Annotated in this window: 16 protein-coding genes; 11 read left to right on the forward strand and 5 right to left on the reverse strand. The window is 63.8% G+C overall.

Annotated elements, in window-relative coordinates:
- The first annotated feature begins 25 nt into the window (after nucleotides 1–25).
- From AC4LFW_RS19610 to AC4LFW_RS19630, 5 genes are all read left to right on the forward strand, one after another.
- On the forward strand, nucleotides 26–943 hold the full coding sequence (locus tag AC4LFW_RS19610) for an aldo/keto reductase (protein WP_491821283.1): 918 nt from the start codon (nucleotides 26–28) through the stop codon (nucleotides 941–943).
- A 37-nt stretch (nucleotides 944–980) separates the two neighbouring features.
- Entirely contained in the window at nucleotides 981–2,309 is a 1,329-nt protein-coding gene (locus AC4LFW_RS19615; RefSeq protein WP_491822197.1) for an NTP/NDP exchange transporter, read from the forward strand.
- A gap of 95 nt (nucleotides 2,310–2,404) precedes the next feature.
- Nucleotides 2,405–2,827, forward strand: coding sequence for an HPF/RaiA family ribosome-associated protein (locus AC4LFW_RS19620; RefSeq protein ID WP_491821285.1), 423 nt, complete (start codon nucleotides 2,405–2,407; stop codon nucleotides 2,825–2,827).
- Between the two features lie 146 nt (nucleotides 2,828–2,973).
- Nucleotides 2,974–3,537: a histidine phosphatase family protein gene (locus tag AC4LFW_RS19625; protein WP_491821287.1), complete on the forward strand. Its 564-nt coding sequence runs from the start codon at nucleotides 2,974–2,976 to the stop codon at nucleotides 3,535–3,537.
- Nucleotides 3,538–3,670: 133 nt separating this feature from the next.
- Nucleotides 3,671–4,888: an aldose 1-epimerase family protein gene (locus tag AC4LFW_RS19630; protein WP_491821289.1), complete on the forward strand. Its 1,218-nt coding sequence runs from the start codon at nucleotides 3,671–3,673 to the stop codon at nucleotides 4,886–4,888.
- Between the two features lie 1,146 nt (nucleotides 4,889–6,034).
- Here AC4LFW_RS19630 and AC4LFW_RS19635 read toward each other — a convergent pair.
- Complete coding sequence (locus AC4LFW_RS19635) at nucleotides 6,035–6,967, reverse strand: LysR family transcriptional regulator (RefSeq protein WP_491821291.1); 933 nt, start codon at nucleotides 6,965–6,967, stop codon at nucleotides 6,035–6,037.
- Between the two features lie 101 nt (nucleotides 6,968–7,068).
- Here AC4LFW_RS19635 and AC4LFW_RS19640 point away from each other — a divergent pair, with 101 nt between their 5' ends.
- The 4 genes from AC4LFW_RS19640 (at nucleotide 7,069) to AC4LFW_RS19655 (ending at nucleotide 11,942) form a co-directional block, all read left to right on the forward strand.
- Entirely contained in the window at nucleotides 7,069–8,307 is a 1,239-nt protein-coding gene (locus AC4LFW_RS19640) for a 3-hydroxyacyl-CoA dehydrogenase (RefSeq protein WP_491821293.1), read from the forward strand.
- 2 nt (nucleotides 8,308–8,309) lie between these two features.
- Entirely contained in the window at nucleotides 8,310–10,100 is a 1,791-nt protein-coding gene (locus tag AC4LFW_RS19645; RefSeq protein ID WP_491821295.1) for an acyl-CoA dehydrogenase C-terminal domain-containing protein, read from the forward strand.
- A 220-nt stretch (nucleotides 10,101–10,320) separates the two neighbouring features.
- Nucleotides 10,321–11,484 carry an iron-containing alcohol dehydrogenase gene (locus AC4LFW_RS19650; RefSeq protein WP_491821297.1) on the forward strand — a complete coding sequence of 388 codons (1,164 nt, stop codon included), beginning with the start codon at nucleotides 10,321–10,323 and terminating at the stop codon, nucleotides 11,482–11,484.
- 23 nt (nucleotides 11,485–11,507) lie between these two features.
- Nucleotides 11,508–11,942, forward strand: coding sequence for an acyl-CoA thioesterase (locus AC4LFW_RS19655; RefSeq protein WP_491821299.1), 435 nt, complete (start codon nucleotides 11,508–11,510; stop codon nucleotides 11,940–11,942).
- 61 nt (nucleotides 11,943–12,003) lie between these two features.
- Here the strand turns inward: AC4LFW_RS19655 and AC4LFW_RS19660 are convergent, their stop codons facing one another.
- The 4 genes from AC4LFW_RS19660 to yrfG all read right to left on the reverse strand — a co-directional run bounded on the left by AC4LFW_RS19660 (nucleotide 12,004) and on the right by yrfG (nucleotide 16,526).
- On the reverse strand, nucleotides 12,004–12,462 hold the full coding sequence (locus AC4LFW_RS19660; RefSeq protein ID WP_491821301.1) for a YMGG-like glycine zipper-containing protein: 459 nt from the start codon (nucleotides 12,460–12,462) through the stop codon (nucleotides 12,004–12,006).
- 144 nt (nucleotides 12,463–12,606) lie between these two features.
- Nucleotides 12,607–13,443: a formate dehydrogenase accessory sulfurtransferase FdhD gene (gene fdhD / locus AC4LFW_RS19665; RefSeq protein WP_491821303.1), complete on the reverse strand. Its 837-nt coding sequence runs from the start codon at nucleotides 13,441–13,443 to the stop codon at nucleotides 12,607–12,609.
- 111 nt (nucleotides 13,444–13,554) lie between these two features.
- Nucleotides 13,555–15,669 (reverse strand): PAS domain-containing protein, encoded by a 2,115-nt coding sequence (locus AC4LFW_RS19670; RefSeq protein WP_491821305.1) that lies wholly within the window; start codon nucleotides 15,667–15,669, stop codon nucleotides 13,555–13,557.
- A 176-nt stretch (nucleotides 15,670–15,845) separates the two neighbouring features.
- On the reverse strand, nucleotides 15,846–16,526 hold the full coding sequence (yrfG, locus tag AC4LFW_RS19675; protein ID WP_491821307.1) for a GMP/IMP nucleotidase: 681 nt from the start codon (nucleotides 16,524–16,526) through the stop codon (nucleotides 15,846–15,848).
- A gap of 121 nt (nucleotides 16,527–16,647) precedes the next feature.
- Here yrfG and nudE point away from each other — a divergent pair, with 121 nt between their 5' ends.
- Together nudE and cysQ are read left to right on the forward strand one after the other, a co-directional pair.
- Nucleotides 16,648–17,214, forward strand: coding sequence for an ADP compounds hydrolase NudE (gene nudE, locus AC4LFW_RS19680; RefSeq protein WP_491821309.1), 567 nt, complete (start codon nucleotides 16,648–16,650; stop codon nucleotides 17,212–17,214).
- Nucleotides 17,211–18,026, forward strand: coding sequence for a 3'(2'),5'-bisphosphate nucleotidase CysQ (cysQ, locus tag AC4LFW_RS19685; RefSeq protein ID WP_491821311.1), 816 nt, complete (start codon nucleotides 17,211–17,213; stop codon nucleotides 18,024–18,026). Before nudE ends, cysQ begins: the two co-directional genes overlap by 4 nt.
- Nucleotides 18,027–18,131 lie beyond the last annotated feature (105 nt).

Below are 18,131 nucleotides of genomic sequence, written 5' to 3' on the forward strand. Positions count from 1 at the left end.
TGGCCGACCGCCCGGAGACCCGTTCATGCAGACTCGCCGCCAACTGCTCCATCGCTCCGCCCTGCTTGCCGCCATCGCTGCACTTGGCAGCGTATGGCCGTCACTTGTCCGGGCGGCCGAGCCGTTGCGAATGCGCAGGATTCCGTCATCAGGGGAACTGCTTCCCGTGATCGGCCTGGGCACCTCGCGAACGCATGACATCCGCCTGGATGACAGCGAGATGCAGGCGTTGCTCGAGGTTTTGCGGGTCCTTGTCGACGGCGGGGCTCGGGTGATCGACACGGCACCGAGCTATGGCAACGCCGACCGCGTGGTGGGTGAGCTGGTCCAGCGCGGCAAGGCGCGCGAAAGGGTTTTCCTCGCTACCAAGGTATCGGCCACTGGCCGCGAGCGCGGCCTGGCGCAGATCGAAGCGAGCTTCAAAGCGCTGCAGACTGACACCCTCGACCTGATCCAGGTGCACAACCTGCAGGACACCAGCACCCAGCTCGGCCTGCTGCGCGAGCTCAAGGAGGAGGGGCGTGTCCGCTATATCGGTGTGACGCACTACGTCGAATCGGCGCATGACCGGCTGCTTCAGGTGCTCAGGCGGGAGCCGGTCGACTTCGTCCAGTTCAACTATTCGGTGGGCGAGCGCAACGCCGAAAAGCGGCTGCTGCCGTATTGCGCCGACAACGGCATCGCCACGCTGATCAACCGGCCTTTTACCCGCGGCAACCTGCTCTCGCGGGTCAAGGGCAAGCCACTGCCGAGCTGGGCGGCGGATATCGATGCCAGTTCCTGGGCACAGCTGCTGCTCAAGTTCATCCTTGCCGAGCCGGCGGTGACCACGGTGATACCGGCCACCTCCAATCCGCGCTATATGGCTGACAACATCATGGCCGGGCAGGGCCGGCTGCCGGATGCGCGCCAGCGAGAAATGATCGTCGAAGCCTTTCAATGAGTGCCGTTGGGGCCCCTTCAATGGAGGCTGATTGATGATGCCGCTTGCTGCGCGCGCAGCAGCTACGATCAACGCCCGCCCCGGCGAACTGCGCGCGGCGCTGGCCGGCTTCGGCCTGTTTTTCTGCCTGTTCGCCGGCTACTTCATGCTGCGCCCGATTCGCGAGTCCATGGGCATCCAGGGTGGCGTCGACAACCTGCAGTGGCTGTTCACCGCGACCTTCGTTGCCATGCTGGTGGCGGTGCCCCTGTTTGCCTGGCTCAACTCAAGGGTGGCCCGCATTCATTACATCGACTGGGTGTACGGCTTCTTCTGCCTGAGCCTGCTGTTGCTCGCCGGCCTGTTCTTCATGCTGCGCGACAGCGTCTGGCTGGCACGGGTGTTCTATGTATGGATATCGGTCTACAACCTGTTCGTGGTCTCGGTGGCCTGGAGCCTGATGGCCGACGTGTTCGATGCGCCTCAGGCCCGTCGCCTGTTCGCCTTCATTGCCGCCGGCGCCAGTGTTGGCGGGCTGGTTGGGCCGGCGCTGAGCGCCTTGCTGGTGGGCCTGCTCGGGCAGTTCGGCCTGATGCTGCTGGCCGCGCTGCTGCTGGCGGCTGCGGTGGCAATCAAGCATTACCTGATGGCTTGGCGCGAAGTTCGGGGTGCTGGTCGACCGGGTGCCGAGCATGCGGAAAGCCCGCGGCGGCCGGTCGCCGGCAATCCGTTCAGCGGACTGACACGGGTGCTGCGCTCCGGTTACCTGTTGGGTATCGCCGTCTTCGTTCTGCTGCTGACCACCGCCAGCACATTTCTCTACTTCGAGCAGGCACGACTGGTGGCCGGGCTGTTTCCGGACCGCGCCGAGCAGGTGCGGGTGTTCGGTGCCATCGATTTCGTGGTGCAGGCCGGTGCGCTGCTGTCGCAATTGTTCATTACCGGACGTATCGCTCAGCGGCTGGGCGTACGGGTGCTGCTCGCTGCAGTGCCGGCGCTGGTCTGTCTGGGCTTCGTCGGCCTGGCGCTGGCGCCCACCTTCGCCGTGCTGGCCGCCGTGATGATCGTGCGCCGTATCGGTGAATACGCCTTTGTCCGCCCGGGCCGGGAAATGCTCTTCGCGCCGCTGGATGCCGAGAGCAAGTACAAAGCGAAGAATTTCATCGACACCGTCGTCTATCGCGGCGGCGATGCGCTGAGTGGCTGGGCCAAGGCGCTGCTCGACACCCTTGGTCAGGGCGCCTGGCTGATAGGCCTCGTCGGCGCGATCTGCGCTGCCGTCTGGGGTGCTGTGGGTTGGTATCTGGGTGGGCGTGCTGATCGCGGCCAGACAGCCCAGGCAGGCAACGCTGCCAGGGGGGTGCCGCGCGAACAGTTGCGCAGCTAGCCGGGACGCCCGGGCACGCTGGCTAACGAAGCCGCTGAACCTCGGCGACTTCGGCGCCTCGAACCTCTAGTACGTCATCATTCAGGAGTAGCCGTATGCATGTTCAAGTCAACAGCCATCAAATCCCCGGCAGTGTCGAGCTGCATGAATGGGTCGGCTCGACTGTAGAGGAGCGGCTGGAACGTTTCGACGATTTCCTCACCCGTATCGAGGTTCACGTCAGCGACGAGAACGCACATAAAGCCGGCGCGGACGACAAGCGTTGCCAGATCGAAGCACGCCCCAAGGGCCACCAGGCCGTGTCGGTGACCCACAAGGCCGAGTCGTTGCAGCTGGCCGTGGATGGCGCTGCGGAAAAGATGCGACATGCCCTTGAACACCTGATGGGCAAGCTGGACACCAAGGTAATGTCGGGTGGTGAGCTCAATGACCCGCTGCTTGATGAGCAGCCCCAAGCGGTAAAGGACGCCATGCTCGAGGAGGAATTTCTCGAGAAGCAGGACGAGCTCGACAAGTAACGCCAGCGCCCCGGTACTTTACCGGGGCTCCGCTGCCGGTCCGGTAGTGTCCGGGGCTTGGTTCGCCATCTTTTTCTAGCTGCCGGAACCCGCAGCGACCGGTTCGTTTCTAACCTCTGTCTTTTTCCACTCGGTAAATACTCTTCATGCAGATCATTCTGGTGCGGCACGGGCGGCCCGATCACGGCGCCGCGTCCTGGAGCACCCCGGCTGGCATGAAAACCTGGGTCGAGCGGTATAACGCCGCCAATGTCGTCGCCTGGGAGCGACCCGAATCCCTGAGGCGGCTGGCCGACAGCGTAGGCATGGTGGTTTGCAGTTCGCTGATGCGTTGCGTGGAGTCACGCATGCACCTGCACTGTGAATGCTCGGTCGAGCCAAACCCTCTGTTTGCCGAGGCTCACCTGCCTTATCCAGATTGGCGCTTTCCGTTGTTGCCGTCGCGTGTATGGCGCATGACGTTTCGCACGGCGTGGTTTCTCGGCTTTTCCCAGCACACCGAACCCGTCGGTGAGTCGAGAAAGAGGGCCGGTGCTGCGGCGCAAGAGCTCATCCGGCTAGCTGAGATTCACGGCAGCGTGCTGTTGATGGGGCACAAGATCATGAACGCGCTGATCGCCTCCCAACTGCGTCAACGCGGCTGGCATGGGCCGGCGCTGCCGCTTCTGTCCGGATACTGGCATCCCAGCCGATACCATAAATCCCACTGACCTGACCGCCCCCAAAGCGCAAACACGCCCGACACAGGCCCAAATGCGCGGGACCGCCCTGCGTCGGCTTGCAAGCTGAAACGTTTCAGCTAACGTGATGGGGCGATCGATAAACCACAAAAGGAAATTCGGTATGACCCGTACGTCTCTTCTCTGCTGTATAGGCTTGTCCTGCCTGGCCGCTCCCGCCATGGCCTGGGAGCAGGTATTGATTGATCCTGACAAGCCCGCAGAAAACTGGCGCATAACCAGCGAAGAACTTGGAATCAAGGCAGCTAGCCCGTTCACGGTCAGCATGCGCACCTTGCACGGGGGGCGTCAGGAGGGTGTCAGCCTGATCGAGATCGATAACGGCACGATGAAGATCACGGTGATTCCCGATCGCGGCATGAACGTCCTCGAAGCGGTTGCCGGCAACGTCCGTCTGGGCTGGGACTCGCCGGTGGACGAGGTGGTCAACCCTGCCTTTATCGAACTCAACGGACGCGGTGGGCTGGGCTGGCTGGAAGGTTTCAATGAACTGGTGACGCGCTGTGGTTACGAGTGGGTCGGCCACCCTGGCGAAGACAATGGCGAGTTGCTTACCCTGCATGGTCGCGCAGCCAACATTCCTGCATCGCGGGTGGTTCTGCAGATAGATGAGAAGCCGCCCTATGCCATCCGTCTGCGCGGCGAGTTGAAAGAGAAAGCCTTCAAGAAGGTCGACTTCTCGATCATGACCGAATTGACTACCGAGCCTGGCCGCAGCGGCTTCTCCTTGCATGACACCCTGACCAACCAGGGCGACTATGCCCGGGAGTACCAGGCGCTGTATCACACCAATTTCGGTACTCCCTTGCTGGAAGAGGGTGCTCGCTTCGTTGCGCCGGTCAAGCAGGTGTCGCCGTTCAATGCCAAGGCCGGCACCGAGTTGGATGACTGGCAGACCTACCGCGGGCCAACCCCCGGTTACGACGAAACCGTCTACAACGTCGTCCCTTACGCTGATGTCAACGGCGAAACGCTGGCCATGCTGCATAACCGTGATGCCGAGCTGGGCGTTACCGTTGGTTTCAACACTGACGAGTTGCCGGTGTTCTCACTGTGGAAAAACACCGACACCAAAAAGCAGGGCTATGTCACCGGCCTGGAACCGGGCACCAGTTATTCCTATAACCGTTCCTACCAGCGCCCGCTGGGTCTGGTACCCACGATCGAGCCGGGGGAGCAGAAGCACTTTCATGTGCGCTACGAGCTGCTGACAAGCAAGACGGCAGTTGCCGATGCAGGTAAGCGTATCGAGGCGATCCAGGGCGGGCGGGAGACCGAAGTGAGACAAGAGCCGCTGGTCGATCTGGACCAAGAGAACTAATACGCATCGGGGAGCGCTATGCCCATGCGATCAGCGGCCCGAGATCCGCTACAGGCCGCTGTAGCAAAGGGTTGTAAGCGACGACCCGACATCCTGATGGGCAGGACCGCTCACATGCATCGAGGGCAGGCTTCATGCCGCTATAGCCAAAGGCTTACAAAACCCAGCGGCAATCTCCGCTTCTGCTCATGCCGGCAGGTAATTAATCTACACCCACTCTGAAGCGCAGGACGCGCTCAGGATCAGGAAGATCGACCACCGCCAGGATGGCACTCGAAGGGATTTCGATAAGGTCAGAAAAAACCCGCCTCGGCGGGTTTTTTGCTTTCTGCTCAGGCCATCAGCCGGACCCGCTAGAGATCATCGGCCAGTGGGTCTGCCGTAACCTGTATCGCCGAAAGAGGATGCCTCGGCTCCAATGCCGGTTCAGTCGCTGATCGCCGATCAGGCCGCTCTCGGCCTGGCCTGCTGTTGCTGATCGGTATGCCCTGCATGCCAGAGCAGCCGCGAGCGCTACGGCTGGCGGGGCATGCGGCGGGATGCTCACTTGGGTCGGGGCGGCTGATTTGAACGCGGAGCCTGGGCTCCGGCTTACACACCCTCGCGCCGCCCATCCATATGGCTGTCGACTCTGGCAGGTTATTCTGCTTCTACGATGAATGCCGAATCACATGATCGACTCGTCTGCACTGCCAACGGAAAACCCGGACAGACCGGCATCGAACCGCTTCGGCGAGAGGATGATCTTAGGCCGCAAAGCGACAGCGAAACGCCTCGCTTGTTTCGCCTATAGCGAAAGGCTTACACGGATCGCAGTGATCAGCCATTTAGTCAACGCGCTTGGAAGCTTAATCTACACCCACATCTGAAGCGCAGGACGCGCTCAGGATCAAGGAGGATCGACCATCGCCAGGACGGCAACCGAAAGGATTCGGAATGGTCATAGAAAACCCGCTTCGGCGGGTTTTTTGTTGCCTGCACGATCAGCACCAGTCAGCCCCTTGCGCTTGGAACAGCCTCTTCATGCCACGCAGTCGCGATGCTGAAGACCTCATGCGAGGCTGAGCAGCCCTCGCAGAAGCTGGCGCCTGCCCGGGAGTTCTGGGGATGACCAGTCGAGCAGATGCCCAGGGAAATTCGCCAGCGCTAAGTCTTTTTCGGGTGTGGCAAGCCCGCCCCTGCGTTGCCTGCGACCGCGACGATCTGCTCGATCAGCCACTGCAGCGCGGCATCTCGCTCGCGCTGGGCGACGCTGACGATATCCAGCCTGAAACTGCCGAGATCGAACGGCAGCTCGAACAACCGCAGCGGCATCAGCTCGGCAAAATAGCGCGCCAGCTGCGTTGGCAGCACGGCAGCCAGGTCGCTGCTGGCGACAATATGCGCAGCTTGAAGGTAGTTCGGGGTGGTATACACAACATCCCGGCTCAATCCGTGTTCCTCCAACCATTGATCGACCATTCCGCGCGTCTGCCCGCCATGCACCCAGAGGTGGCGTAAGCGCAGAAAGCGGTCCAGGTCGAGCGCCTCGTCAGCCAGCGGATGGCTCTGGCGTAGCGCAACCTGCAAGGTCTCGCTGGCCCAGCGGCGGGTGTGAAACCGCGTCGGCACTTCGACGAAACGACCGAGCACCAGATCAAGCTCGCCATTATCCAGCGCTTCGGCTGGCAGGCTCGGGGTGAGGTGTTCGATGGCCAGCTGGATGCCTGGCGCGACTTGCGCCAGGTGCGCCATCAGTCTGGGCATGCAGATCAGCTCGACGTAATCGGTGACGGCGATGACGAAGCGCTGGCGGCTGGTGGCCGGGTCGAAGAAGTCGCCGGCGTTGAGCGTGTGCTCGATCTGTTGCAGCGCATCGCGGATCGGTGCCTCCAGGCTCAGTGCCCGCGGCGTCGGCTGCATGGCTCGGCCGGCACGCACCAGCAGCGGGTCGTCGAGCAGTTCGCGCAGGCGACTCAGGGCATTGCTCACCGCCGGCTGGCTGAGGGACAGGCGCTCGGCGGCACGCGAGACGTTGCGCTCACGCAGCAGGGCGTCGAGCACGCGAAGCAGGTTGAGGTCGAAGTTGTAGATATTCACTTGGTGAATCCGAAACATCACAAGACTAAATTTCAAAAATAGTAGCGTCTTCGTCTATGGTTGGTCTCCACTTTTTCCAGCCTGCGACGAGGACCGTTCACATGAGCCAACCCCGCTTCGATATCCAGACCGCCGCCGTGATCGGCGCGGGCACCATGGGCCGCGGCATCGTCATGAGCCTGGCCAATGCCGGTGTGCAGGTGCTGTGGCTGGACAACAATCCCGAGATGCTCGAGCAGGCACTGGGCGTGGTGGCCGACACCTACGCACACAATGTGCGTCAGGGGCGGATCGACAAGGCCGAAGCGGCGGCGCGCCGGGCCCGCATCGCCAAGGCGGCGGATTACCCGGCGCTGGCCGACGTAGACCTGGTGATCGAGGCGGTCTACGAGAACCTCGAACTCAAGCAGAAGATCTTCCGCGAGCTGGACGGCATCGTGAAGGCGGCCGGCATCCTCGCCAGCAACACCTCGGCGCTGGATATCGATGCCATCGCCGCTGTCACCGGGCGCCCGGAGCAGGTGGTAGGCCTGCACTTCTTCAGCCCTGCGCACATCATGAAGCTGCTGGAAATCGTCCGCGGCGCGAAGACTTGTAAAGCGGTGCTTGAGGCCTCCACCGAACTCGGCAAGCGCATGGGCAAAGTGAGCGTGATCGCCGGCAACTGCCCGGGCTTCATCGGCAACCGCATGCTCGCCACCTACGTGCGCGAGGCGCGGATGATGCTGCTCGAAGGTGCCTATCCCCATCAGGTGGACGCCGCGCTGCAAGGCTTCGGCTTCGCCATGGGCCCGTTCCGCATGTATGACGTGGTGGGCATCGACCTGGAATGGCGCGCCCGCGAGCTGGCCGGAAAGGGTCAGGACGAGGCCGAGGTGCAGGTGGATAACCGTCTCTGCGAACTGGGCCGCTTCGGCCAGAAGTCGCGCATGGGCTACTACCGCTACGCCGAAGGCAGCCGCCAGGCCGAGCACGATCCGGAAGTGGACGCCCTGGTGCAGCGCGAGTCCGAGCGCCTCGGCTATGAGCGCCGCGAGATCGGTCCGGAGGAGATTCTCGAGCGCTGCCTGCTGGCGCTGGTCAATGAGGGCGCCAAAATTCTCGAGGAAGGCATGGCCGAGTCCAGCGCCGATATCGACACCGTCTACCTCTACGGTTACGGCTTCCCGGCCGAAGTCGGCGGGCCGATGACCTGGGCCGACCGTCAGGGTCTGCCGGCCATTCGTGAGCGCCTCAACGCGCTGGCCGAGCGCCACGGCGAGCACTGGCAGCCGGCCGAACTGATCGACAGCCTGGCCACTCTTGGCGGGCGTTTTGCCGACTACAAGAAGGAGGCATGAGCATGGAATACAAGGCTCCCCTGCGTGACATGCGCTTCGTGCTGCACGAACTGTTCGACGCCACCGGCCATTGCGAATTGCTCGGCAACGGCCTGGACCGCGAGCTGATCGACGGTGTGCTGGAAGAAGCTGCGCGCTACACCGGCGGCGAGGTCGCGCCGCTCAATCGCAACAGCGATGAGGAAGGCGTGACCCTGGAGAACGGCGAAGTGCGCACGCCGCAGGGCTTCGTCGAGGCATACAAGCAGTACGTCGACAACGGCTGGGCGAGCATGACCGGACCGACCGAGTACGGCGGCCAGGGCTTCCCACAGCTGGTGGCCTGCAATTTCCACGAGATGCTGATGGGCGCGTCGCTGTCCTTTCGCATCTATTCCGGCCTGACCGAAGGCGCGGTGTTGGCGCTGTACAAGCACGGCAGCGATGAACTGAAGAATGCCTATCTGGAGAAGCTGGTCAGCGGCCGCTGGAGCGGCACCATGTGCCTGACCGAGCCGCAGGCGGGCACCGATCTCGCCCTGCTGCGCACCCGCGCCGAGCCGCAGGCGGACGGCAGCTACAAGATCAGTGGCAGCAAGATCTTCATCTCCGGCGGCGAGCACGACATGAGCGAGAATATCGTGCATCTGGTGCTGGCGCGGCTGCCGGATGCGCCGGCCGGGGTGAAGGGCATCAGCCTGCTGCTGGTGCCCAAGTTCATCGCCAATGCCGACGGCACGCCGGGGGCGCGCAATGCGCTGTCCTGCGGTGCCATCGAGCACAAGATGGGCATCAAGGGTGCGGCGACCTGCGTGATGAACTTCGACGGCGCCACCGGCTGGATCGTCGGCGAGCCCAACCAGGGCCTGGCGTGCATGTTCACCATGATGAACGACGCGCGCTTCCAGGTCGGCTTGCAGGGACTTGGCATTGCCGAACAGGCCTATCAGGGCTCGCTGGCCTATGCCCGTGAGCGCTTGCAGTCTCGTGGGCTGGCAGGCGCGCAGCATCCGGACAAGGTCGCCGACCCGATTATCGTGCACCCCGACGTGCGCCGCATGCTGCTGACGCAAAAGACGCTGGTCGAAGGCAGCCGCATGCTGGCGGCCTACTGCGCCCGCCAGCTGGACCTCGAGCATGGCCATCCGGAGCCGAGCTATCGCAAGGCGGCGAGCAAGCGTGCAGCGCTGCTGATCCCCATCGTCAAGGCGTTCTTCACCGACATGGGCCAGGAGGTGGCGAGCCTCGGCGTGCAGATCTACGGCGGCCACGGCTATATCCGCGAATGGGGCATGGAACAGCTGATGCGCGACAGCCGCATTACCCAACTCTACGAGGGCACCAACGGCATTCAGGCGCTGGATTACATCCGTCGCAAGCTGCTCGGTGACGGCGGCGCGGAACTGTCGGCGCTGCAGGCGGAATTCAGCGAGATTTGCGACCGGCAGATCGATCGCCCGGCGCTGCACGAACTGGCCAGCAGGGTGCAGGCACGCATCGGCGAATGGCGCGAGCTGACGGCCGAGATCATCGCCGCCACCGGTCGCGATCCCCAGGAGATCGGCGCGGTGTCGGTGGATTTCCTGCAGTACTCGGCCTATGTCTTGTTGGCCGGCCTCTGGCTGCAGGCCGCGGCGCGTTCGCAGGATGCGCTGGAGCAGGGCGCTGGCGAGGAGGCGTTCTATCAGGCCAAGCTGGCCAGTGCGGATTTCTATCTGCGCCGTGTGTTACCGCGGGCGAGTGCACATCGTGAAGCGATTCAGGGTGGCGCGGATTGCCTGATGGCGTTGCCGGAGGCGGATTTTGCGTTTTAACGAGAAGTGGCGATCAAGCTAACCCGCTGCCCCTCGCCCCTACGCCGGGCGGCCCAGCCCTCTTCCCGAAAAGAGAGGGCGTTGATCGAATGACGGTAGGCCGCGCGGTGTTGGGCTACTACACAGAACTACCCCCTCTCCCTCCGGGAGAGGGCTTGGGGTGAGGGGGCTTTTGAATTGCTGCTCTCTCAACGCCGCATCAAAACAATCAGGAGGCAGCATGCATCCGTTCAGCTTTGCCACAACCGCTCAATTGATCTGCGAGCCCGGCTCGTCGCGCCGGCTGGCCAGCCTCTGCAAGGAACGTGGAGCGCGCTCGGTGCTGGTGGTGACCGACCCGGGCATCACCCGTTTCGGCCTGCTCAATGAGGTCTTGCCGGGCTTCGAAACCGAAGGGCTGCAGGTTGCCGTCTACGATCAGGTCGTCGCCGATCCGCCGGAGCACATCGTCACGGCTGCTGTGGAGCAGGCCAAATCGCTCAAGGCCGACCTCATCATCGGCTTTGGCGGCGGCAGCTCCATGGACGTGGCCAAGCTGGTTGCGCTGTTGGCCCATCCTGATTGCGCGCAATCGCTGCATGACATCTATGGAGTCGGCAACGCCAAGGGCCAGCGCCTGCCGCTGATCCAGGTGCCGACCACCGCCGGCACCGGCTCGGAAGTCACGCAGATCGCCATCATCACCACCGGTGAGACGACCAAGATGGGTGTGGTCTCGCCCCTGCTGCTGCCGGACCTGGCGTTGCTCGACGCCGACCTCACCCTCGGCCTGCCACCGGCAGTGACCGCAGCGACAGGCATCGACGCCATGGTGCATGCCATCGAGGCCTACACCAGCGCGCTGAAGAAGAACCCCATGTCCGACCTGTTGGCCCGCGAGGCGCTGCGCCTCTTGGCGGCCAATCTGAACGAGGCGGTGCACAACGGCAGCAACCGCGAGGCACGCCAGGCCATGCTGCTGGGCGCCTGCCTGGCCGGCCAGGCGTTCGCCAACGCGCCGGTCGCCGCCGTGCACGCGCTGGCCTATCCGCTGGGCGGCAACTTCCATATCCCCCATGGGCTGTCCAACGCCCTGGTGTTGCCGCAGGTATTGCGCTTCAACGTCAGCGCGGCGGCCACGCACTACGGCGAACTGGCGCCGATCATTCTCGGCGAGCGCCTGCGCACGGATGATCCTTCCACCTACGCCGAGCAGCTGATCGAGGAGTTCGAGCAGATGAGCGCCCGCGTCGGCCTGCCGACCCGCCTGCGCGACGCCGGCGTGCCGGAAGAGATGCTGCCGCAGCTGGCCAAGGAGGCGATGCTGCAGCAGCGGCTGCTGGTCAACAATCCGCGTGAGGTCAGCGAGGCCGATGCGCTGGCCATCTACCGCGCCGCCTACTGATCCGTATCGACAAGGAACCTCGCATGGCAGACCAACCCGAGCACCGACGCGCCGACTACCGCCACTTCCAGCCGATCACCACCCGCTGGCACGACAACGACCTCTACGGTCACGTCAACAACGTCGTCTACTACAGCTATTTCGATAGTGCGGTGAATGCCTACCTGATCGAACGCGGCGGGCTGGACATCCACAACGGCGAGGTGGTCGGTTTCGTGGTCAGCTCCAGCTGCGACTACTTCGCCTCGATCGCCTTTCCCGATCAGATCGAGGTCGGCCTGCGGGTCGGTCGGCTGGGTAACAGTTCGGTGCAGTACGAGCTAGCGGTCTTCAAGCGCGGCGAGGACGAGGCCAGCGCCGCCGGCCGTTTCGTACACGTGTTCGTCGAGCGGGCGACCAATCGGCCGACACCGATTCCGGGCCGGTTGCGCGCGGCCCTGGAAGGGTTGGCGAGCTAAGCTGAAGAGCGTGGGCGGGAGGCGTTGCGGGCCACAGGACATGGCCCGCGGTAACGAGACGTCAGTCGTGATGCTTGTGCTTGTGCTTCCAGTGCCCCTTGGCTTTGCCGGGGTGGCCGTAGTAGCGGCGATCATCACGGTAGCGACGCTCGCTCCGGTCGTCATCGTCGCCGTAGGCATTGCCGATCGCGCCACCGGCGCCACCGCCCACCGCTGCGCCAATCAGGCCGCCCGTGCTGCCGCCGACGCGCTGGCCAATCACGTTGCCGCCGGCTGCGCCAAGACCGCCGCCGATGGCCGCTTCGGTACGGCTACGCTTGTCCGCACCCACCATGCCGCCCGCCGCACCACCGACGCCCGCGCCGATGGTGGCGCCGGTCGAACCACCCAGGTGTTCGCCGACCACCGACCCGAGCGCACCGCCCAGGGCGCCGCCAACAGCGGCTTCGGTGTTGCTTCCGGCAAAGGCGGTGCCGCTGAGCAGGCCCGCGGACAACAGCAGAATCGAGGAATACTTCATGGTGGAACCTCTCCAGTGGATGGCGCCGCGATCCTCACGCCCAAGGACTGTCTTCGGCAAGCGCTCACCGATGAAAGGTGTGATGCGTTTCGCTTTTCGTAAGTCTTTGATTTTCAGGCGGAACCTGTAACAAGCGAAGCGGTCTTAACTCGCTTCACCAGCCACCGGGCTAAACACCCGCGGCGGGCTACGATGGGGAATATGGATCAGGTTGAGGTTGTGTCGCTGCGCCCACTGGGCTGCCAGGCCGGTCGGCGAAGAGAAGCTGACCAGTGTCGGAATGCCGGCGCGCTGGACCTTGTGGATCAGTTCCAGACTGCAGCGGCTGGTGACCACCGCGACGCCGCCGGCGACGTTCTGCCCGCTACGGCTTAATGCGCCGATCAGCTTGTCCAAGGCGTTGTGCCGGCCGATGTCCTCGCGGCCCAGGCGGATCTGCCCCTGTGCATCGATGAACAGCGCGGCATGCACGGCTCCGCACCGCTGCGCGAGGGGTTGAAACTCGGCGATGCGCTGACGCAGATCGTCCAGCCAATGCATGGGCGGCAGCGGCGCCACGGGCAACGCCGGCAGCTGCGGCAGCGCCTGCTCCAGTGCTTCGACGCCGCACAGCCCGCAACTGGCATTGCCTGGCAGCTGGCGACGCTGTTCCTTGAGCTTCCAGAAGGCGCGACTGGCGATCTCGACCTCGGCATGGCGACCATTGCCAGTGCCGCTGAGGTGGATGTCATAGATGTCATTGGCGTGTTCGACGATGCCGGCGCCCAGGCTGAAGCCGACGACGAAATCCTCCAGATCGGCAGGCGATACCATCATCACAGCCTGGTTCAGGCCGTTGTAGGCCACCGCCAGCGCACATTCCTCTGCCAGCTCCACCGGCTCCGGTCGCGGCGCGCCGAAGGCGTGGAACTCGTAGCGCGCGCTGGCACCGGTGGTGGCGCCGGGTTCCGGGGGAAGGGAAAGGTGTCGTGGGGGGGACATTGGGCGGGCTCGGCAGGTTGGCATACGGATGCGTGCTGATCGACTGTGCGCGGCGCCAGGCAGTTTTTCAATGCCGCTTGCGACATGCAGCTGTCATGGATACGACAACCTTTAGTCCTGTGACATTCCCTTGAGCATGCCGCGTACGCGCGCAGCCAGCAGGTCAATGGCGAACGGCTTGCTGATCATGTCCATGCCGGCATCAAGAAAGCCACTGCTGATGGCCTGCTCAGCGTAGCCGGTTATGAACAGTACCGGCAGCCCTGGGCGCAGCTCGCGACCGATGTCTGCCAGTTGCCTGCCGTTCATGCCCGGCAGGCCGACATCGGAAATCAGCAGGTCGATGCGCTCGGCAGTTTTCAGGATGCGTACCGCCGCGTTGGCCTCGGCTGCCTCCAGCGAGCGACAGCCGAGCATGCCCAGCACGTCCAGCACCAGCAGGCGTACGGCGGGATCATCCTCCACTACCAGCACCACCTTGCCCTCGAGGACAGCGGGAGTCTGTTCGACTCCCAGTGTGGTTGCTGTCGTCACTGACGACGGCGCCAGCGTATGGTGTGCCGGCAGATAGAGGATGACTTCAGTGCCGGTGCCGGGCTCGCTGCGCAGTTGGACGTGACCGCCTGCCTGCCGAGCGAAGCCGTAGATCATGGACAGACCGAGGCCGGTGCCCTGGCCGATGGGCTTGGTCGTGAAAAAGGGCTCGAAGGCTGATGCCAGCACCCTGGACGTCATCCCGCAGCCGCTGTCGATGACACTGAGGGTGACGTAGCGTCCCGCCGCCAGCTCACCGACTTCGCCTTGCTGCAGCTCGACGTTGGCGGTAGCGATATACAGGCTGCCGCCGTCGGGCATGGCGTCGCGTGCGTTGATCACCAGGTTGAGCAGGGCGCTTTCCAGCTGGTTTTCGTCGCTGCTGGCCGGCCAAAGGTCAGGTTGCAACAGCGCATCGACCAGTATGTGGTTGCCCAGTGTGCGGGCGATCAGGTCGTGCATCGATTCCACCAGCTCGTTCAGGTCGACACGCTTGAGATTCAGCGGCTGGCGCCTGGCAAAGGCCAGCAGCCGATGGGTGAGGGCGGCGGCGCGGTTGGCCGAGGTGACAGCGGCATCGATGAAGCGTTGGGTTTCGCCGTGACGGCCGGACTGGTTGTAGCGCTGGATCAGATCGAGGCCGCCGATGATGCCGGTGAGCATGTTATTGAAGTCATGGGCGATGCCGCCGGTGAGCTGTCCGACCGCTTCCATCTTCTGAGCCTGACGCAGCGCTTCCTGGGCCTGCTCGCGGCTGGCCATTTCCGCAAGTAGCCGCTCGTATACCTCCGCCAGTGCGGTGGTGCGTTCCTTGATCCGGCTTTCGAGGGTTTCGTTGAGCTCACGCAGCGCCTGTTCGGCCTGCCAGCGTTCGGTGACGTCTTGGGCGAGTACAAAAAAACCCTGAACCTCACCCTGGTCGTTGCGACGGGGGAGGTAATGCATCAGTGCCTGGCGAGAACGGCCATCCTTATGCGGCATGTAGGCTTCGAATACCACTGTTTCGCCAGCCAGCGTCCTGGCCAGCTCCTTCTCGCGTGCCTTGAAGGCGCGCTCGCCGACGACCTCCCTGAGGGATTTGCCATACAGCCAGGCAGGCGAATGGCCAAACCACTCCTCGTAGTGACGATTGTTGTAGCGGTAGTGCAGCTCGTTATCGACGTATCCGATGAGCACTGGCAGCGCATCCGTGACCATCGACAACTCCTGTCCCCGCCGTCGCAGCGCCTCCTCTTCGCTGGGGCGCAGGCAAAGCAGCCGGCCCACGACATTATCGCCGTCGCGAATGGGGCTCAGCGACAGATCCAGCCAGGTTCCTGCCGTTTCGCGCCGGCTTGGGTGCGGCAGATGCTGATTGCGGAGCAGGCAGGCCTGGTCGGGACGTTGGTTTGCATAGGCGCTGAACAGTGCCGGCCATGCCTCGCGCCAGGTTTCGTGCAGCGGCGTTCCAAGCGCCTGCGGATGCTGGATGCCGATCAGCGCGGCGTGGGCATCGTTGTACAGCTGCAGGCCGGCGTTGCCCCAGAGGATGCACATTGGCAGCGGCGCATCGAGCAAGGTGTCAAGCAACACATGCAGGGCCGCGGGCCAGGTTTCGATGGGACCCAGCGCCGTGGCGCTCCAGTCGTGGTGGCGGATGAGCAAGCCCACTTCGCTGCGGTCAGATGGCCAGAATCCCGGGTCTACAGCCATAAATCATCCATTTTGGGCGCGTCGGATGCGGTCTGCATTGACGGCGCGCTTGAGCGGCATTCAGTTACCCTGGTGGCACCGCCAGCGGCGTCGCCCTTGTTGTAATAATTGCCGGCCGACTCTAACAGGACGAGCGCGTTCGAAGTAAGCGTCAGGCTGGCGGGAAGGTCCAGGGTTCAGGAAGAGAAGCCTTGAAGGCTGCGAATAAGCTCCAGGTAATTGTCGACGGGGGTGAATTCTTCCGTGTCTTTCCTGCCCCGTCGGCTATCCGGTTCGCTGATGGCCAGCAGGTGAGCGATGCCATAGGCGCGGGCACTGCGCAGCACGGGCAGGCTGTCATCAATGAACAGCGCCGACGACGGATCGAAGCCGAGGTCTGTCTGCAGCGCGTACCAGAACTGGGCCTGTTCCTTGGGGAAACCGTAATCGTGGGAGCTGATCAGCCGGTCGAACCAGGGCGCCAGCTCGACGCGTTCAAGCTTCAGCGACAGGGAGTCGGGGTGGGCGTTGGTGATCAGCACCACGCGCTTGCCGGCCTGGCGCAGGGCGGCAAGAAACTCGTCGGCTGCCGGTCGCAGGGCGATCAGGTCGGCTATCTCGCGCTTCATCTCGCGGATCGGCAGCTTCAGCTCGCGCGTCCAGTAATCCAGGCAATACCAGTTGAGCTTGCCCGCATGTTCATTGAACAGCGGGGCCAGTTCCAGCTCGGCCATGGCCGGGCTGATGCCATGCAGCTGGGCATAGCGCCGGGGCAGCAGCTCGAGCCAGAAATGGTTATCGAAATGCAGGTCGAGCAGGGTGCCGTCCATGTCCAGCAGGACGGTGTCGATCTCGGACCAGGGCAGCGAAGTGATCATGGCGGGCTCTTCCATTCGGCGATGGGCCAATGGTGCGACAGCCGTCGGTTCGATGCAAAGCGTTCACGGTCCAGGCAAAAAGCCGGGTTATGATTGCCGCTCGCGTTTCAAGGAACTTCCCATGCGCCAGAAACCTACAGTACTCGCCCGCGAGATCGTCGCCAGTAGCCGTCTGTTCCGTGTCGAGGAAATGCAGCTGCGATTTTCCAACGGAGTGGAGCGTACCTATGAACGGCTGGTCGGCAAGGGGTCCGGCTACGGCGCGGTGATGATCGTCGCGCTGGAGGCTGACGGCCGTGCATTGCTGGTCGAGGAATACTGCGGTGGCACCGAGACCTACGAGCTGTCCCTGCCCAAGGGGCTGATCGAGCCGGGGGAGGATGTGCTCGACGCGGCCAACCGTGAGCTGAAGGAGGAAGCCGGCTTCGGGGCGCGCAACCTGGAGCTGCTCACCGAGCTGTCCCTTTCGCCCGGCTACATGAGCCAGAAGATCCAGGTGGTGCTTGCGCGTGATCTGTATCCCGAGCAGCTGCCGGGCGACGAGCCGGAGCCGATGCGCGTTGATCGGGTCGATCTGCGCGAACTGTCGAGCCTGGTCCAGCATCCGCAGTTCAGCGAAGGGCGCGCTCTCGCTGCGTTGTACCTGGCGCGTGACCTGCTCGCTCAACGGGGAGAATTCGTCAAGTGAGCCATCCCTATCTGGCGCCGGTGATCGATCTGGTTCGCGCAGCCGGCAAGGTCATCCTGCCGCACTGGCGCAACGATGTGCAGGTGCAGGAAAAGGCCGACGCCTCGCCGGTCACCGCAGCCGACATGGCCGCCCATCACCTGCTCGCCGATGGGCTGCGCGCCCTAGATGCCGACATCCCCGTACTGTCGGAGGAGGATTGCGACCTGAGTCTGGCCCAGCGTGCCGGCTGGACGCGCTGGTGGCTGGTCGATCCGCTGGACGGGACCAAGGAGTTCATCAGTGGCAGCGAAGAGTTCACCGTCAACGTCGCGCTGATCGAGCATGGACAAGTGGTGTTCGGTGTGGTCGGGATTCCGGCCAATGGTCGCTGCTATTACGGCGGGGCGGGCTTCGGGGCCTGGCGTGCCGAGGCCGATGGCGCCGCTCAGCCGCTGAGTGTCCGGGAAACGCCGGTCGACGGCTTCACCGTAGTCGCCAGCCGGCGTCATTCCAGCCCGGCGCAGGAACGGTTGCTCGAAGGCCTGGGCCAGCGCTTCGGCGAGCTGGTGCTGGCCAATGTGGGCAGTTCGTTGAAGCTGTGCCTGCTTGCCGAGGGCGCCGCCGACTGCTATCCACGGCTGGCACCGACTTCCCAATGGGATACCGCGGCTGCCCAGGGCGTGCTCGAAGGCGCTGGGGGCGAGCTGCTGGATACGGCTGGCATGCCCCTGACCTATGAAGCCCGCGAGACCTACCTCAACCCCTCCTTCCTGGCGTTGCCGCGAGGGGTCGAATGGCGCGAGGCGCTGATCGAGCTGGCGAACCGCTGAGTTCTGGCCTCCGTTCGGGCCATGCCTTGGCTGGAGACTGATCGCCGTCAGGCTCGCGCCTGCCCTGACGGTGCTACAGTCAGGTGCCACAGCCATGAGCCGGAT

The organism is Stutzerimonas sp. C6.4V (assembly GCF_058536345.1).

Coding starts and splice junctions, on each gene's coding strand:
- AC4LFW_RS19620 (WP_491821285.1), top strand. CDS start 2,405: ATGCATGTTCAAGTCAACAGCCATCAAATCCCCGGCAGTGTCGAGCTG.
- AC4LFW_RS19645 (WP_491821295.1), top strand. CDS start 8,310: ATGGAATACAAGGCTCCCCTGCGTGACATGCGCTTCGTGCTGCACGAA.
- AC4LFW_RS19625 (WP_491821287.1), top strand. CDS start 2,974: ATGCAGATCATTCTGGTGCGGCACGGGCGGCCCGATCACGGCGCCGCG.
- AC4LFW_RS19615 (WP_491822197.1), top strand. CDS start 981: ATGCCGCTTGCTGCGCGCGCAGCAGCTACGATCAACGCCCGCCCCGGC.
- AC4LFW_RS19610 (WP_491821283.1), top strand. CDS start 26: ATGCAGACTCGCCGCCAACTGCTCCATCGCTCCGCCCTGCTTGCCGCC.
- AC4LFW_RS19670 (WP_491821305.1), bottom strand. CDS start 15,669: ATGGCTGTAGACCCGGGATTCTGGCCATCTGACCGCAGCGAAGTGGGC.
- AC4LFW_RS19630 (WP_491821289.1), top strand. CDS start 3,671: ATGACCCGTACGTCTCTTCTCTGCTGTATAGGCTTGTCCTGCCTGGCC.
- AC4LFW_RS19660 (WP_491821301.1), bottom strand. CDS start 12,462: ATGAAGTATTCCTCGATTCTGCTGTTGTCCGCGGGCCTGCTCAGCGGC.
- AC4LFW_RS19640 (WP_491821293.1), top strand. CDS start 7,069: ATGAGCCAACCCCGCTTCGATATCCAGACCGCCGCCGTGATCGGCGCG.
- fdhD (WP_491821303.1), bottom strand. CDS start 13,443: ATGTCCCCCCCACGACACCTTTCCCTTCCCCCGGAACCCGGCGCCACC.
- yrfG (WP_491821307.1), bottom strand. CDS start 16,526: ATGATCACTTCGCTGCCCTGGTCCGAGATCGACACCGTCCTGCTGGAC.
- AC4LFW_RS19655 (WP_491821299.1), top strand. CDS start 11,508: ATGGCAGACCAACCCGAGCACCGACGCGCCGACTACCGCCACTTCCAG.
- nudE (WP_491821309.1), top strand. CDS start 16,648: ATGCGCCAGAAACCTACAGTACTCGCCCGCGAGATCGTCGCCAGTAGC.
- AC4LFW_RS19650 (WP_491821297.1), top strand. CDS start 10,321: ATGCATCCGTTCAGCTTTGCCACAACCGCTCAATTGATCTGCGAGCCC.